Below are 12,990 nucleotides of genomic sequence, written 5' to 3'. Positions count from 1 at the left end.
AGATTATGGAGAGCGGTCCGCATTCCGTCAATAGCTTTCTCGCAATTTATTTTAAAAAGTTGAAGAGCTTAAAAAATGAGCAGTGACGTGCGAAAACTTCGATTAGTTAGTCATCCGATGGAATTCTCCCGCTCGACGAATCGACCAAGAGCGCAGCATCTTTTCCACAGAAAATGTTCGCAAGCCTGTGGATAACCACCCCACAATCGCGCCAAGTACTTGATGCAAAAACGTTCTCGCGCATTGCGCGCAAAGCGCGGCCGCGAGTAACCGTCATATTCCGCCGAACTTCATCGCCACACGCGCATTCGTACGCGTAAGAGCGCTGCACTCGACGATCGCGCCGTAGAGCAGCCCGATCGTCATCCACATGATCACCTTACCGATGGCCGCGACGCGAAATTCCACGGCAGCACGGCCGGAAACGCAGCCCGCACTTCGTTGACGACCCGCATCGACAGTTGCACGCCCGCGATAATCCCGACGTACACACCGTTCGGTCAGCTCGTGCGGCGGCTCGAAGAATGGCCCGACGCTCACGGCCGGATGTGCATTCATGCAACGCGGTCAACGAAGCGGGCTTCGCAGCCTCGGCGCACGCTCAAACAATAGTCGCAATCACCCACGCGCTGCTCCTGCGAGCGGCAATCGTGCATGCCCTCGGCGCATCGCCGGCCGTGTTCCGTCGCATCGAGTTCGCGCCGCTGTCGGTCGTCGAGTTACGCCACTCGCGACGCGGCTGGAGACGATGGCCAGCCGCCATCATCTGAACGCAAACCACTCTTACCCGCCCGCCACCACAACTCGCAACCGGTTGGAGCCGTCGGTTGTCAGGGTGATCTCGGTGCGTCGATCCTTCCCGCCTAGATAAAAGTGCTGACGTCCCGGCGAATTCTGATCGTGCGTCGCCTCGGGCAGGCATGACGCGATATCGGCCCCGACCGCTTCCAACGCATCCGCGTTCGAGCCCGCCGCCTGACGCGGCGTCCACGTGCATTGGAAACTGCGATGCGCGGCTGAACATTGAGCGTCGTCGCCATACGGTTGCGCGACGCCTTTGCCATCGTCGGGTGTCAATGATACGAAGCCGTCGGGTGCCGCGGCCACGATTCGTTTGAGCGCATCACAGGGTCTGGGGCTATCGTCGGCGGATGCCCCGCCCGACAGCAGCGCAACGAGCGATGCTGCGGTCAGCGCGATTGCAGACAGTCGATAGGTTCTCATGTTGTGCGTGCCCCTCCCCAGATTCCGCTGAACCAGGCTCACAGCGAGCCCCCATCGAGCAGCATGCTTCATGCCTATGCACGGCCTGACGGACACGATGCGGATCGGGTCGGCCGCCGATTGGGCGCTACTGTCGCATTCGCGCCGCAGAGTCCGCTGCTCCGGCAAGATTTTCCAATTCAATAGCTTGCTAACGAATCGTTTGGAAATACAATACCGGCCATGTCGAATCTCGATGCCCTACGCCGCACTGTCAGCGGCACGCTGGTCGTCGCCGCAAGAAAGTGGCGACGCACGAGTCACGGCGTGCTCGCGGCCTTCAACGTCTCGGAAGCGTGCGCGACGCCGCTTCTGACCGCGAGCCGGCTCGGCTCGGCGGTGCGCCAGGTTACGCTCGCCGATCACATCGGCATCGAAGGGCCGTCGCTCGTGCGGCTGCTCGACCAGTTGTGCGCGGCCGGCCTGATGCGCCGCGACGAAGATCCCGAAGACCGCCGCGCCAAGACCGTTGCACTGACCGACGAAGGCCGCGCCGTCACCGCGAAGATGGAAGAGGAGCTGGTCACGCTCCGTGCGCACGCGCTCAAAGGCGTATCGCGCGACGATCTCGAAGCCGCGCTGAGGGTGCTCGACGCATTCACGACCGATGTCGCCGCACGCCCCGAACCAGGCAGCGGCGAACGCGATGCGCCGAGCGAACGCACACAGCCGGTGCACCGGGAACCGGCAAAGCGCAAGCCCGCCAAACGCACGGTGCTTGCGAGCAAAGTCAAACAGGCAAGCGGCAGGACCTTGGCAAAAGCGGTCAGCCAACCGCGCGGCACCGTCAAGGCGCGCAAGTCCACCAAACGCGGCGCGCGAGACACCACCCCGCACAGCGCCGATTCCGCGTAACGGTCTATGGTCTATCCCACACTTCGCGACTGGCTGTTCTCGGTCAAGACTTTCACCGCGGCCATGATCGCGCTCTACATCGGCCTGGCGGGCAGCCTGCAGCGGCCGTACTGGGCAATGGCCACCGTCTACATCGTGTCGAACCCGTTCGTCGGCGCGACCCGCTCGAAGGCGATCTATCGTGCGCTGGGTACCGTGCTCGGCGCGTCGGGCGCGGTGCTGCTGGTGCCGCCGTTCGTCGAATCGCCTTACCTGTTCAGCGTGATCGTCGCAATGTGGACGGGCACGATGCTCTACCTGGCGGTATCGGACCGCACCGCGCGCAGCTACGTGTTCATGCTGGCGGCCTACACAATGCCGATCATCGCGCTACCGTCGGTGACGAATCCGACCGGCATCTTCGATCTCGCCGTGAGCCGGACCGAGGAGATCCTGCTCGGCATCATCTGCGCGAGCATCGTCGGCAGCGTGGTGTTTCCGAGCCGGCTCGCGCCGACGATCATCGAGCGCACCGACGCATGGTTTCGCGACGCCGCGTTCTACGCGACCGAAACGCTATCGGGCCGCATCGCGAGTTCGGCGATATCGGGCGCGCGGCAACGGCTCGCAAGCACGATCAACGGTCTCGAACTGCTGCTGAGCCAGCTCGCCTACGATCACACACGGCCCGACGTGCTCGCGCGCGCGCATGAACTACGCGGCCGCATGCAGTTGCTGCTGCCGATCATGTCGTCGCTCGCGGATCCACTGCTCGCGCTCTATTACAACGGCCCGCAACACTGGCCCGAAGGACTGCAGACGCTGATCGACGACGTGATCAAGTGGTTCAATCAGCCGCTGCCCGCGCCGAGCGAGGGCTACCACGCAGACGAAACCGCCAACGCGCTGCGCGAGCGTATCGCCGCGATGCGCCCGCCCGCCGCCGCGCTACAGCATTGGGACGGCGCGCTGCTGTCGAACGCGCTGTGGCGATTGGGGCAGGTGATCGACGTCTGGCAGGACTGCCGCTCGCTGCGCATCATCATCACGCGCGAAGAAGGCTCGTGGCGGCCGCATTTTCGTCACTGGCGGCTCGGCGGCACCGAGCGCTTCTACGATCGCGGCATGATGCTGTTCGCATGCGTGTCGGCGGGCGCAGCGGTGGTGCTCGCGTGCGCGCTGTGGATCAGCTCGGGCTGGAACGACGGCGCGAGCGCGGTCACGCTTGCGGCGGTCGCCTGCTGCTTCTTCGCCGCGCTCGACGAACCCGCGCCGTTCGTGTTCCGCTTTTTCATCGCGACCGCGATCAGCGTGGTGGCGGCGGGCCTCTATCTGTTCGTCGTGCTGCCAAAGGTGCACGACTTCCCGATGCTGGTCATCCTGTTCTCGGTGCCATTCATTCTGGTCGGCACGCTGATTCCGCGCCCGCAGTTCAACATGGTGACGGTGCTGGTCGCCGTGAATACGGCCACCTTCATCAGTATTCAGGACGCGTACGACGCTAACTTCCTGACCTTCATGAACGCCAATCTCGCAGGCCTTTCGGGTCTGTTGTACGCGTACCTGTGGACCCGCGTGACCCGCCCGTTCGGCGCCGAGCTCGCCGCGGCGCGCCTGTTGCGTTCGAGCTGGGCCGACGTCGCACTGACGGCCTCGACGCGGCCGATCGAAGATCCGCGCAATCTTGCCGCGCGCATGCTCGACCGGCTGATGCAGCTGATCCCGCGCCTGGCCGCCACCGACGACCACCGTCATCCGTCGATCGAGAGCTTCCGGGATCTGCGCATCGCGTTCAACGCGCTCGATCTGCGTCGCCTCACACGCAAGCTCGGCGGCGAAGCGCCCGCCGCGATCGACCATGTGCTCGATGGAGTGCGTACATACTACGAGAGCTGCGTCGCTCGACGCCGCCGCGAGCCGGTGCCGGACAGTCTGATGTCGTCAGTCGACGCGGCGATTGCGCGCGTCACCGCGCAGGGACTCGCCAACGCCGCGGCGCCGACCGAGACCTCGCCGACCACGGCGCGCCAGTTGCGCGACGCGCTGCACGCGCTGATCGGCTTGCGTCTTTCGTTGTTTCCGGCGACCCTCACGAAACCAACGCCGACCGAACCGGAGGCCGCCGCGTGATGAATCTGTCTGTGCGCCCGTTTCCGCAACCTGCTCCACCCCTTCCCCCGTTCCGCGATGATCGGTGAAATCGATATCTTCGGCGTGTTCGTGCCGTCCGTGCTGGTCCTGATGCTGATCGCGTATCTGATCAACCTCGGCATTCGCACCGTGTTCGCCTACGTCGGCTTTTACCGCTTCGTCTGGCATCGCTCCATCTTCGATCTCGGCATCTATGTGCTGGTGCTGGGCCTTGTCGTCGTCGTTTCGCACAAGCTAATAACGTGAAAAGAACCTGGTTCTCCGTCGGTCGGATTTTGCTGACCCTCGTCGTCGTGGTGGTCGCGGCATACGTGCTGTGGCAGCTGGTCAACTACTACATGTTCGCACCGTGGACCCGCGACGGGCACGTGCGAGCCGATGTGATCCAGGTCGCGCCTGACGTGTCGGGACTGGTCTCGTCGGTCGAGGTCGTCGACAACCAGCAGGTCAAGCAGGGCCAGGTGCTGTTCAGGATCGATCAGGCGCGCTACACGCTCGCGCTGCGTCAGGCCGAGGCTACCGCGCAGCAGCGCCGCGCGACGCTCGACCAGGCGCGCCGCGAATATGCGCGCAACCGTCAGCTCGGCAACCTCGTCGCTGTCGAAGTGCTTGAAGAAAGCCGCTCGCGCGTCGATGCGGGAGAAGCCGCGCTCGCCGACGCGATCGTCGCGATCGACACCGCGAAGCTGAACCTCGAACGCTCGACGATCAAGAGTCCGGTCGACGGCTATCTGAACGACCGCGCACCCCGCGCCGGCGAATATGTCGCGGCCGGCCGCGCGGTGGTCGCGGTGGTCGACATGCATTCGTTCCGCGTGGACGGCTACTTCGAGGAAACCAAGCTGCGCGGCATCGACATCGGTCAGCCGGTCGACATCGTCGTGATGGGCGAGCCGAAGCCGCTGCGCGGGCACGTGCAGAGCATCGTCGCCGGTATCGAAGACCGCGACCGCACCCAAAGCGCGAATCTGCTGCCGAACGTGAACCCGGCGTTCAGCTGGGTGCGGCTCGCGCAGCGCATTCCGGTGCGGGTCGCGCTCGATGAAGTGCCCGCTGATTTCCGCCTGATCGCGGGGCGTACCGCGACGGTGTCGGTGCGTGAGCTGTCGCCGCTCAGGAGGCGGCCCGTGTCGGGTACGGGCGTGGCGTCGGGCACGGTTCCCGCTTCGGCTGCGCCGGTGGCGCCGGGCTCGTCCGTGGCATCGGCTCCCGCTGCGTCGGGCGCATCGCAATGAAGTTCGTGCGTGCCTTGTCCTCGCTTGCGCCGCGCTTGCCGCTGCTGCCACTGCTGCCGTTATTGCCGCTTACCTTCGCGCTGAACGGCTGCATCAACGTCGGCCCGAACTACACGCTGCCGAAGCAGGCGCTCGTCAATGCGCCTCTCGCGAACGGACCGATCGAGGGCGCAGATCCCAGGCTAACCTCCACTCTCAACGTGCCGACCGTCTGGTGGAAACTGTACGACGATCCGGTGCTGAATGGCCTGGTCGACCAGGCGCTGAAATCGAATACCGATCTGCGCGTCGCGGCCGCGAATCTCGCGCGCTCGCGTGAGGCGCTCAGCATTGCACAAGCGCAGGGCGGTTTCTCAGGCAACGCGTCGGTGGCGATCCAGCGCGCGCAGGAATCGGCCGAGCAATTCCTGCTGTTCGAAAAAATACCGGTCGCCAACCTCGGCGACATGGGCGTCAACGTCTCGTATGAAATCGACCTGTTCGGCAAGCTGCGCCGTGGCGTCGAAGCGGCGGCGGCGGACACCGAAGCCGTGGAAGCGGCGGGCGACCTTGCGCGGATCACCGTCGTGGCGGATGTGGTGCGCTCGTACGTCGAGCAATGCTCGGCGGCCGAGGAACTGCGCATCGCGGAACAATCGCTCGCGTTGCAAACGGAGCGCGTGGACCTGTCGCGCCGTCTGCGCGACGCGGGCCGCGGCAGCCAGACCGCGGTCACGAGCGGCCAGACGCAGATCGAGAATCTGAGGGCCGACATTCCCCGCTACACCGCGCGCCGCAAGATCGCGCAATACCGCCTCGCGATGCTGCTCGCGCAGTCGCCTTCCCAGCTGCCGCCGGCCGTGCTCGCGTGCGATCGGTTGCCGCAGATCCACCAGCCGATTCCGGTTGGCGACGGCGCCGCGCTGCTGCGGCGCCGCCCCGACGTGCACGAAGCCGAGCGTCAGCTCGCGGCGTCGACGGCGCGCATCGGCGTCGCGACCGGGGCGCTCTATCCGAGCATCAGCATCGGCGCGTCGGCGGGCTACACCGGCGTTCTCGAAGACATTCCCACGATACCGACCGCGCGTTGGGCTTTCGGTCCGCTGATCAGCTGGACCTTCCCGACCAACGGCGCGCGCCAACGGGTGCACGAAGCCGAGGCGTCGAGCCAGGTCGCGCTCGCGAGGTTCGACGGCGTGGTGCTGACCGCGCTGCGCGAGACCGAGACCAATCTCGCGACCTACGCGTCCGACTACGCGCGCGCCGAAGCGCTGCGCGAGGCGCTGAAATCAGCGGCGAAATCGGCGGATGAAACGCACCGGCTGTATCGCGCCGGGCGCGAGTCGTTCATCTCCGATCTCGACGCGACCCGCACGCTGACGGCCGCGAAGTCGCAGCTCGCGGCGGCCGAGGGCCAGGTGGCGATCGATCAGGTCAATCTGTTTCTGTCGCTTGGCGGCGGGTGGGAGGTCGGTGGTCAGAGCACGCCGGGGGAAACGCCACCGCGGTTGAAGGCCACGCCTGTCACGGACAGGTCGTCAGCAAAGGCGGGAGCGTCGGCGGCCGCGGCTGCCAAATCGCCGTGACCGCGCGCTGACCATCGGCGAATCGAATTCGGCGACAGGCGGCCAGGCAGCGTTACCTAGCTCTGGCGCGCCTTCGCCGCCGCCAGATGGATCGCCGCCCGCACCCGCGGATACGTGCCGCAACGGCACACCACCAGCGACATCGCGTCGTCGATGTCGGCATCAGTCGGATCAGGCTTGCGCTTCAGCAATGCGCAAGCCGCCATCAATTGCGCGCTCTGGCAATAACCGCACTGCACCACATCGAGTTCGATCCATGCGGCCTTCAGCGCCTGCGCCTCGCGTCCCTGCAAACCCTCGATCGTCGTGATCTTCTGCGTATGCAGGCTCGACATCGGCGTCTGACATGCAAAGACCGCGACATCATCGAGATTGATCATGCACGCGCCGCAGATGCCGACTCCGCAGCCGAACTTCGTGCCGGTCATGCCGAGATCGCAGCGCAGTATCCATAGCAGCGGCATGTCCTGTTCGGCATCGATTTGCACCTTGCGTCCGTTGATATTCAGTACTGCCATGCTTGCCTCCTGAATCGTCGCGCCGTCACGCAAGCCGCAACGGCAGCGTACGCAATCGCTGCCCCGTCAGTGCGAACACCGCATTGCCCACCGCCGGCGCGACCGGCGGCACGCCCGGTTCGCCGACACCTTGCGGGTGCAGTTGGCTCGGCATGATGTGGACTTCGATCGCCGGGCACGCGTTCATCCGCACGACCGGAAAATCCACGAAGTTTTTCTGCTGCGCCTCGCCGTTGACGATCGTGATCTCGTTCTGCAAAGCGCTCGACAGCCCAAACACGATGCCGCCTTCCATCTGCTGACGGATCAGATTCGGATTCACCGGCAAGCCGCAATCGATCACGCACACCACGCGATGCACGCGAATCTGCCGGTCCGCCCCGATCGACACCTCCGCGACCTGCGCGACGACGCTGCCGAACGCCTCATGCAACGCGACGCCACGCGCGCAGCGCGCGCCATCGGCGGCGGGCTTGAGCGGACGGCCCCATTCCGACATCGCCTCGACACGCTTGAGGACCGCCAGATGACGCGGATGCTCGGCGAGCAGCTTCGCGCGAAACGCAATCGGGTCCTGCCCGGCTGCCGCCGCCGCTTCATCCGTGAAACTTTCGGTGAAGAACGCCTGATGCGAGTGACCGACCGAGCGCCAGAAGCCGATGGGCACCGGCAATTCGACGATCTTGTGCGACACGCGCGCGGCCGGCCACTCGTACGGTTGATCGTACGCGCCTTCGCAGGTGGTTTTGTCGATCGGCATGCGCGGCACGCCGTAGTAACGCGCGAGCGCTTCCGGCACGATCGCCTGCCCCGCCGACTTCGCGTGCCACGCGACCAGCTTGCCGTCCTCGTCGAAGCCGGCCTGAAGCCGCGCCACGCACGCGGGCCGGTAGAAATCGTGCGTGAAGTCCTGCGCGCGCGACCAGATCGTTTGCACCGGACGGCCATCGGCCTCGCGCGCGATCGCCGCGGCCTGTGCGATGAAATCAAGTTCGAGGCGCCGCCCGAACGCCCCGCCCAACAACTGCGGCTGAACGTCGACGAGATCCGCGTCGATGCCGAGCGCCTTTGCCGCATGCTGCCGGGCGAGCCCCGGCATCTGCGTCGACACCCACACGGTCGCCGCGCCGTCCGCGAACTGCACCGTGCAGTTCATCGGCTCGACCGCGCCGTGTGCGAGATAGGGCACGTGATACACGGCATTGATCGTGCGTGCCGCGCGACTCATCGCTTTGTCGACGTTGCCGATGTCGTAATACACGTGCCCGTCGCTATCGTCGAGCGCATCGGCGAGGTGGCGGTCCACCTCCACGCTCGACAGCTTCGCGGCCGCGCCGTCGTGCCAGGCGACGTCGATCGCCTCGACCGCGTTCATCGCGCGAAACGCGTTGTCCGCGATCACGGCTACGCCGCCGGTGCCGCCCGCATACGGCGGCACGGCCATCGCCTTGATGAAGCCTGGCATCTTCTGCGCGGGCGTCGCGTCGAAATGGGCGACCCAGCCGCCGAGCGTCGGGCACATCACGACGCTCGCGTAGAGCAGACCGTTGGGCAGCACGTCGATCCCGAAGCGCGCCTCGCCGTTTATTTTCGACACGGCTTCGATACGCCGAATGGGCTGACCGATCAGCTTGAAGTCGGCGGCCTGCTTCAGAACGACGCTGCGCGGCAACGGCTGCCGTGCCGCCATCGACGACAACTCGCCGAACGTCGCCTTGTGCCCCCATGAATGCAGCACGTGGCCCTTTTCCGCGCGGCATTCGCGGACCGGCACCTCCCAGCGCTCGGCCGCCGCGTTGAGCAGCATCGCGCGCGCCGACGCGCCGGCCTCGCGCATTGGCGTCCATAGCTCGTTCATGCTCGACGAGCCGCCCGTCATCATCGTGCCGAACTCGCGCACCGCCTTGCGCGTGATCCACACGGTGCCTTGCCTGACGTAGCCGTCGTCATCGGGGCGAAACGGCAGATCTTCGACGACGGCCTGCACCGCGTTGTAGATCCGGTCGATCGGCGCCTCTTCGACTCGCACCTGTGACCAGTCGGCGTCGAGCTCCTCGGCGAGCAGCATCGCGAGTCCCGTGTGGATGCCTTGGCCCATTTCGGCCTTGGGCATCATGATCGTCACGCTGTTGTCGGCGTCGATCTTGACCCAGCCGTTCAGCGCGACCTGCGAGCCTTGCGTGGGCAGCGGCGTCGACGTTGTGAGGCGCTGCCGCGGCGGCACCACGGCCCAGCCAACCAGCAGCCCGCCCAACACGCTAGCGCCGCCCAGCAGGAAAGTTCTGCGCGTCAACATGGTATGACTCGCTCGGCTGGCTCGATGGTAGGAAACCGGCGACAGCGCCGATGCACCCGTCTTTGTCTGCCAATAGTAATAAGACGAATTGCCGAGCGGGAGACTTAAATGCGCGCGTGCGGCTCAAGCGGCCGTGCGATGAGGAAAGACGGGGATTGAAAGCGCCGGGGGAAAAACGTGGGGCGCTTCATTAACTGCGTTCGCGAGGACGGCGGGGTGCCGGGGTAAGCCACCGCCGGCACACCGCGAGCCTTGCGTTTGGAACGATCTAACGATCAGATCAACGGCGGTTCGAACCCGACACCACGTCGATCCAGACGGCCAGCACGAGAATGCCGCCCTTCACGATCATCTGCCAGTACGCATCGACGTCGAGCATCGACATACCGTTGTCGAGGCTCGCCATCACGAGCGCGCCGATCAGCGCGCCGTACACGGTGCCCGAGCCGCCACGCATCGACGTGCCGCCGATGAAGCACGCGGCGATCGCGTCGAGTTCGCCCATCGAGCCCGCCGACGGCGAACCGGCCGCGAGCCGCGCGGTGTTGACGATGCCGGCGAACGCGCACATCAGCCCCATCAGCGCGAAGATCGCGAGTTTGACGCGGTCGGTGTTGACTCCCGACAGCCGTGTCGCTTCGAGGTTCGAACCGACTGCGTAGATGCGGCGGCCGAACACCGTCTGCGTCGCGATCCACGTGAAGATGCCGAGCAGCGCGAGCAGCAGCAACACCGGCACGGGAATGCCGCCGTAACTGTCGAGCATCGCGACGAAGCCTGCGAGAATCGCACCCGCGCCGATCACCTTCGCGACGTCCTGCCAAAGCGGCACGACGGGCAACTGGTAACACTGCCGGTTGGCGCGTTGGCGGATCGTCAGGAACGCCAATAGCAGGAACAGCACGACAGCAAGCGTGTCGCCGGCGAGCCGCGGCAGATAACCCTGGCCGACGAACACGAAGCTGTCCGACACCGGCGCAATGGTCGATCCGCCTGTAATGCCGAGCAAAATGCCGCGATACGCGAGCATGCCGCCGAGCCCGACGATAAACGAAGGCACGCGTCGATACGTCGACCACCAGCCGTTGAACATGCCGACCGCGACGCCGAGCAGCAACACGACCGGTATCGTCGCGCCGATCGGCCAGTGCCGGTTCACGTCGAGGATAGCCGCGACGCCGCCGAGCAATCCAAGCAGCGAACCGACCGACAGATCGATTTCGCCGGCGATGATCACGAACACCATGCCGCACGCGAGCATGCCGGTAATCGACATCTGCCGCAGCAGATTCGACAGGTTGCGCGGCGTGACGAACGCGCCGTGCGTGAGCCCGGAAAAGAAAATCCAGATCACGGCGACGGCAATCAGCAGCGCGAGAATCTTGTAACGCGCGAACAGTTGCTGGATCCGTTGCGTGCCGCCGAATGCGTCTCGCGGCACGGCGTTGTCGGTTCGTTGGGAAGTTACTTCGGGAGTCATGCGGCACTCGCTACGGTTGGGTTCGAAGATAGATGCACAGGGCGGATCGCGGCGCCCAGGATGTCTTCCTGCGTGAGGCCGTCGTTGACGAAGTCGCCGCGCAATTCGCCCTCGCCGATCACCAGCACACGGTCGCTGAGGCCGAGCACTTCCGGCAACTCGGACGACACCATCACGATCGACATGCCACGCTGCGCCAGCTGAAAGATCAGCTTGTAGATTTCGTATTTCGCGCCGACGTCGACGCCGCGCGTCGGCTCATCGAGGATCAGCACCGAGGGGTTGGTCAGCAGCATGCGCGTGAGCACGGCCTTCTGCTGGTTGCCGCCCGACAGACTCGCAATCGAAAGCATCGGATTCGCGGCGCGCACGGAGAGCCGCTTCATTTCCGTATGAATCGTGTCGAGCTCCGCTGCGGAATCGATACGCCCGCCCGACGCGAACTGCTGCAACACGGCAAGCGTGATGTTATGGCCAACGCTCAAGCCCGGCACGATACCGTGGCGTTTGCGGTCCTCGGGCACCATCGCGATACCGGCGCGAATCGCGTCGATCGGTGCGCGAATCTTCAACGGCTTGCCGTCGAGCACGACGCTCGCCTCGCTGACGCCCGGATACGCGCCGAAGATCGCCTGCATCAGCTCGGTGCGGCCCGCGCCGACGAGCCCCGCGACACCGAGAATTTCGCCGCGTCGCAACGAGAACGACACGTCGTCCACACGCTTGCGGCGCGGGTTCGTCACGTCGAAACAGGTGACGTTGCGGGCTTCGAAAATCACCTCGCCGATCGGATGCGGCTCGCGCGGAAACAGGTTCTTGATCTCGCGGCCGACCATCAGCGAGATGATGCGGTCGGTGGTCAGCGCGTGCATCGGCTCGGTCGCGACATGGCGGCCGTCGCGAATCACGCTGATCGTGTCGCAAACGGCGGCGACTTCATCGAGCTTGTGCGAGATGTACACGCACGCAATGCCGCGCCGCTTCAGATCGCGCACGATGTCGAGCAGAATCGCGATTTCGGAGGCGGTCAGCGACGACGACGGTTCGTCGAGAATGAGCAGCTTCGCGCGCTTGTTGAGCGCCTTCGCGATTTCGATCAGTTGCTGATGGCCGCCGCCGTAGTTCATCACCGGCTGTGCGGCATTGATGCCACTGATGCCGAGTTCACGCAGTAGTTCGTCGGCGCGCTGATACATCGCCGCGTAATTCATGCGCCCGCCGGGCAGCGTAATCTCGTTGCCGAGAAAGATGTTCTCCGCGACTGACAGCTCTGGCACGAGCATCAGTTCCTGGTGAATGATGATGATGCCCGCGCGTTCGGTGTCGCGCACGCTGGCGGCCTTCAGCGGCTCGCCTTCCCAGGTTATTTCGCCATCCCACGTACCGTGCGGGTAAACGCCGGACAGCACCTTCATCAGCGTCGATTTGCCTGCGCCGTTTTCGCCGCACAGGCCCACGCATTCGCCCGGCGACACGGTCAGATCGATGCCGTCGAGCGCTTTCACGCCGGAAAAAGCTTTGACGATGCCGCGCATCGTCAGAAGAGGTTGCGTCATTCGGTATGCCTCGCTGCAAGTTGGGCCGATGTTCGACCACGCTCCCGGGCGCGATGACCCGGAAGCGTGGTGGTTACAACGCACCCGTCTTC

11 protein-coding genes and 1 pseudogene are annotated in these 12,990 nt (G+C 65.1%); 6 read left to right on the top strand and 6 right to left on the bottom strand.

The features are described from left to right. Positions 1-273 precede the first annotated feature (273 nt). Positions 274-491, bottom strand: a pseudogene (locus LJ655_RS29595) (CbtA family protein); the annotation flags it as partial. A gap of 33 nt (positions 492-524) precedes the next feature. On the opposite strand from LJ655_RS29595, the gene LJ655_RS29590 reads away from it, so the two are divergent. Continuing rightward, complete coding sequence (locus tag LJ655_RS29590) at positions 525-770, top strand: histidine phosphatase family protein (protein ID WP_230564706.1); 246 nt, start codon at positions 525-527, stop codon at positions 768-770. Positions 771-783: 13 nt separating this feature from the next. Here LJ655_RS29590 and LJ655_RS29585 read toward each other — a convergent pair whose 3' ends face one another. Continuing rightward, complete coding sequence (locus LJ655_RS29585; protein ID WP_230564705.1) at positions 784-1,224, bottom strand: hypothetical protein; 441 nt, start codon at positions 1,222-1,224, stop codon at positions 784-786. 222 nt (positions 1,225-1,446) lie between these two features. Here LJ655_RS29585 and LJ655_RS29580 point away from each other — a divergent pair, with 222 nt between their 5' ends. From LJ655_RS29580 to LJ655_RS29560, 5 genes are read left to right on the top strand one after another with little or no spacing between them, the layout of a single operon-like run. Next, positions 1,447-2,118, top strand: a complete 672-nt coding sequence (locus tag LJ655_RS29580) for a MarR family winged helix-turn-helix transcriptional regulator (RefSeq protein ID WP_230564704.1) — start codon at positions 1,447-1,449, stop codon at positions 2,116-2,118. A gap of 6 nt (positions 2,119-2,124) precedes the next feature. Continuing rightward, positions 2,125-4,227, top strand: a complete 2,103-nt coding sequence (locus LJ655_RS29575) for an FUSC family protein (RefSeq protein WP_230564703.1) — start codon at positions 2,125-2,127, stop codon at positions 4,225-4,227. Between the two features lie 57 nt (positions 4,228-4,284). Next, entirely contained in the window at positions 4,285-4,494 is a 210-nt protein-coding gene (locus tag LJ655_RS29570; protein ID WP_230564702.1) for a DUF1656 domain-containing protein, read from the top strand. Continuing rightward, positions 4,491-5,483: an efflux RND transporter periplasmic adaptor subunit gene (locus LJ655_RS29565; protein ID WP_230564701.1), complete on the top strand. Its 993-nt coding sequence runs from the start codon at positions 4,491-4,493 to the stop codon at positions 5,481-5,483. The genes LJ655_RS29570 and LJ655_RS29565 overlap by 4 nt, the downstream gene beginning before the upstream one ends. Continuing rightward, complete coding sequence (locus tag LJ655_RS29560) at positions 5,480-7,048, top strand: efflux transporter outer membrane subunit (RefSeq protein ID WP_230564700.1); 1,569 nt, start codon at positions 5,480-5,482, stop codon at positions 7,046-7,048. The genes LJ655_RS29565 and LJ655_RS29560 overlap by 4 nt, the downstream gene beginning before the upstream one ends. Positions 7,049-7,104: 56 nt before the next feature. On the opposite strand, the gene LJ655_RS29555 is transcribed toward LJ655_RS29560, so the two are convergent. The 4 genes from LJ655_RS29555 to xylG all read right to left on the bottom strand — a co-directional run bounded on the left by LJ655_RS29555 (position 7,105) and on the right by xylG (position 12,898). Then, the gene (locus tag LJ655_RS29555; RefSeq protein WP_230564699.1) at positions 7,105-7,566 is read right to left on the bottom strand and encodes a (2Fe-2S)-binding protein; all 462 of its coding nucleotides are present in this window, start codon (positions 7,564-7,566) and stop codon (positions 7,105-7,107) included. 25 nt (positions 7,567-7,591) lie between these two features. Further along, positions 7,592-9,862: a xanthine dehydrogenase family protein molybdopterin-binding subunit gene (locus tag LJ655_RS29550; protein WP_230564698.1), complete on the bottom strand. Its 2,271-nt coding sequence runs from the start codon at positions 9,860-9,862 to the stop codon at positions 7,592-7,594. 280 nt (positions 9,863-10,142) lie between these two features. Further along, positions 10,143-11,342, bottom strand: coding sequence for a sugar ABC transporter permease (locus LJ655_RS29545; protein WP_230564697.1), 1,200 nt, complete (start codon positions 11,340-11,342; stop codon positions 10,143-10,145). After that, positions 11,339-12,898: a D-xylose ABC transporter ATP-binding protein gene (xylG, locus tag LJ655_RS29540; protein ID WP_230564696.1), complete on the bottom strand. Its 1,560-nt coding sequence runs from the start codon at positions 12,896-12,898 to the stop codon at positions 11,339-11,341. Before xylG ends, LJ655_RS29545 begins: the two co-directional genes overlap by 4 nt. Between the last annotated feature and the right edge of the window lie 92 nt (positions 12,899-12,990).

This window comes from Paraburkholderia translucens (genome assembly GCF_020881035.1).
Taxonomy (GTDB): Bacteria; Pseudomonadota; Gammaproteobacteria; order Burkholderiales; family Burkholderiaceae; genus Paraburkholderia; species Paraburkholderia translucens.
Note: the sequence above shows the minus strand (reverse complement) of the source record. Positions and strands in the feature narration are given on the sequence as shown.

Excerpts from the sequence above, each read along its gene's own strand:
- LJ655_RS29590 (WP_230564706.1), top strand. The coding sequence starts at position 525 with ATGGCCCGACGCTCACGGCCGGATGTGCATTCATGCAACGCGGTCAAC.
- LJ655_RS29585 (WP_230564705.1), bottom strand. The coding sequence starts at position 1,224 with ATGAGAACCTATCGACTGTCTGCAATCGCGCTGACCGCAGCATCGCTC.
- LJ655_RS29580 (WP_230564704.1), top strand. The coding sequence starts at position 1,447 with ATGTCGAATCTCGATGCCCTACGCCGCACTGTCAGCGGCACGCTGGTC.
- LJ655_RS29575 (WP_230564703.1), top strand. The coding sequence starts at position 2,125 with ATGGTCTATCCCACACTTCGCGACTGGCTGTTCTCGGTCAAGACTTTC.
- LJ655_RS29570 (WP_230564702.1), top strand. The coding sequence starts at position 4,285 with ATGATCGGTGAAATCGATATCTTCGGCGTGTTCGTGCCGTCCGTGCTG.
- LJ655_RS29560 (WP_230564700.1), top strand. The coding sequence starts at position 5,480 with ATGAAGTTCGTGCGTGCCTTGTCCTCGCTTGCGCCGCGCTTGCCGCTG.
- LJ655_RS29555 (WP_230564699.1), bottom strand. The coding sequence starts at position 7,566 with ATGGCAGTACTGAATATCAACGGACGCAAGGTGCAAATCGATGCCGAA.
- LJ655_RS29550 (WP_230564698.1), bottom strand. The coding sequence starts at position 9,862 with ATGTTGACGCGCAGAACTTTCCTGCTGGGCGGCGCTAGCGTGTTGGGC.
- LJ655_RS29545 (WP_230564697.1), bottom strand. The coding sequence starts at position 11,342 with ATGACTCCCGAAGTAACTTCCCAACGAACCGACAACGCCGTGCCGCGA.
- xylG (WP_230564696.1), bottom strand. The coding sequence starts at position 12,898 with ATGACGCAACCTCTTCTGACGATGCGCGGCATCGTCAAAGCTTTTTCC.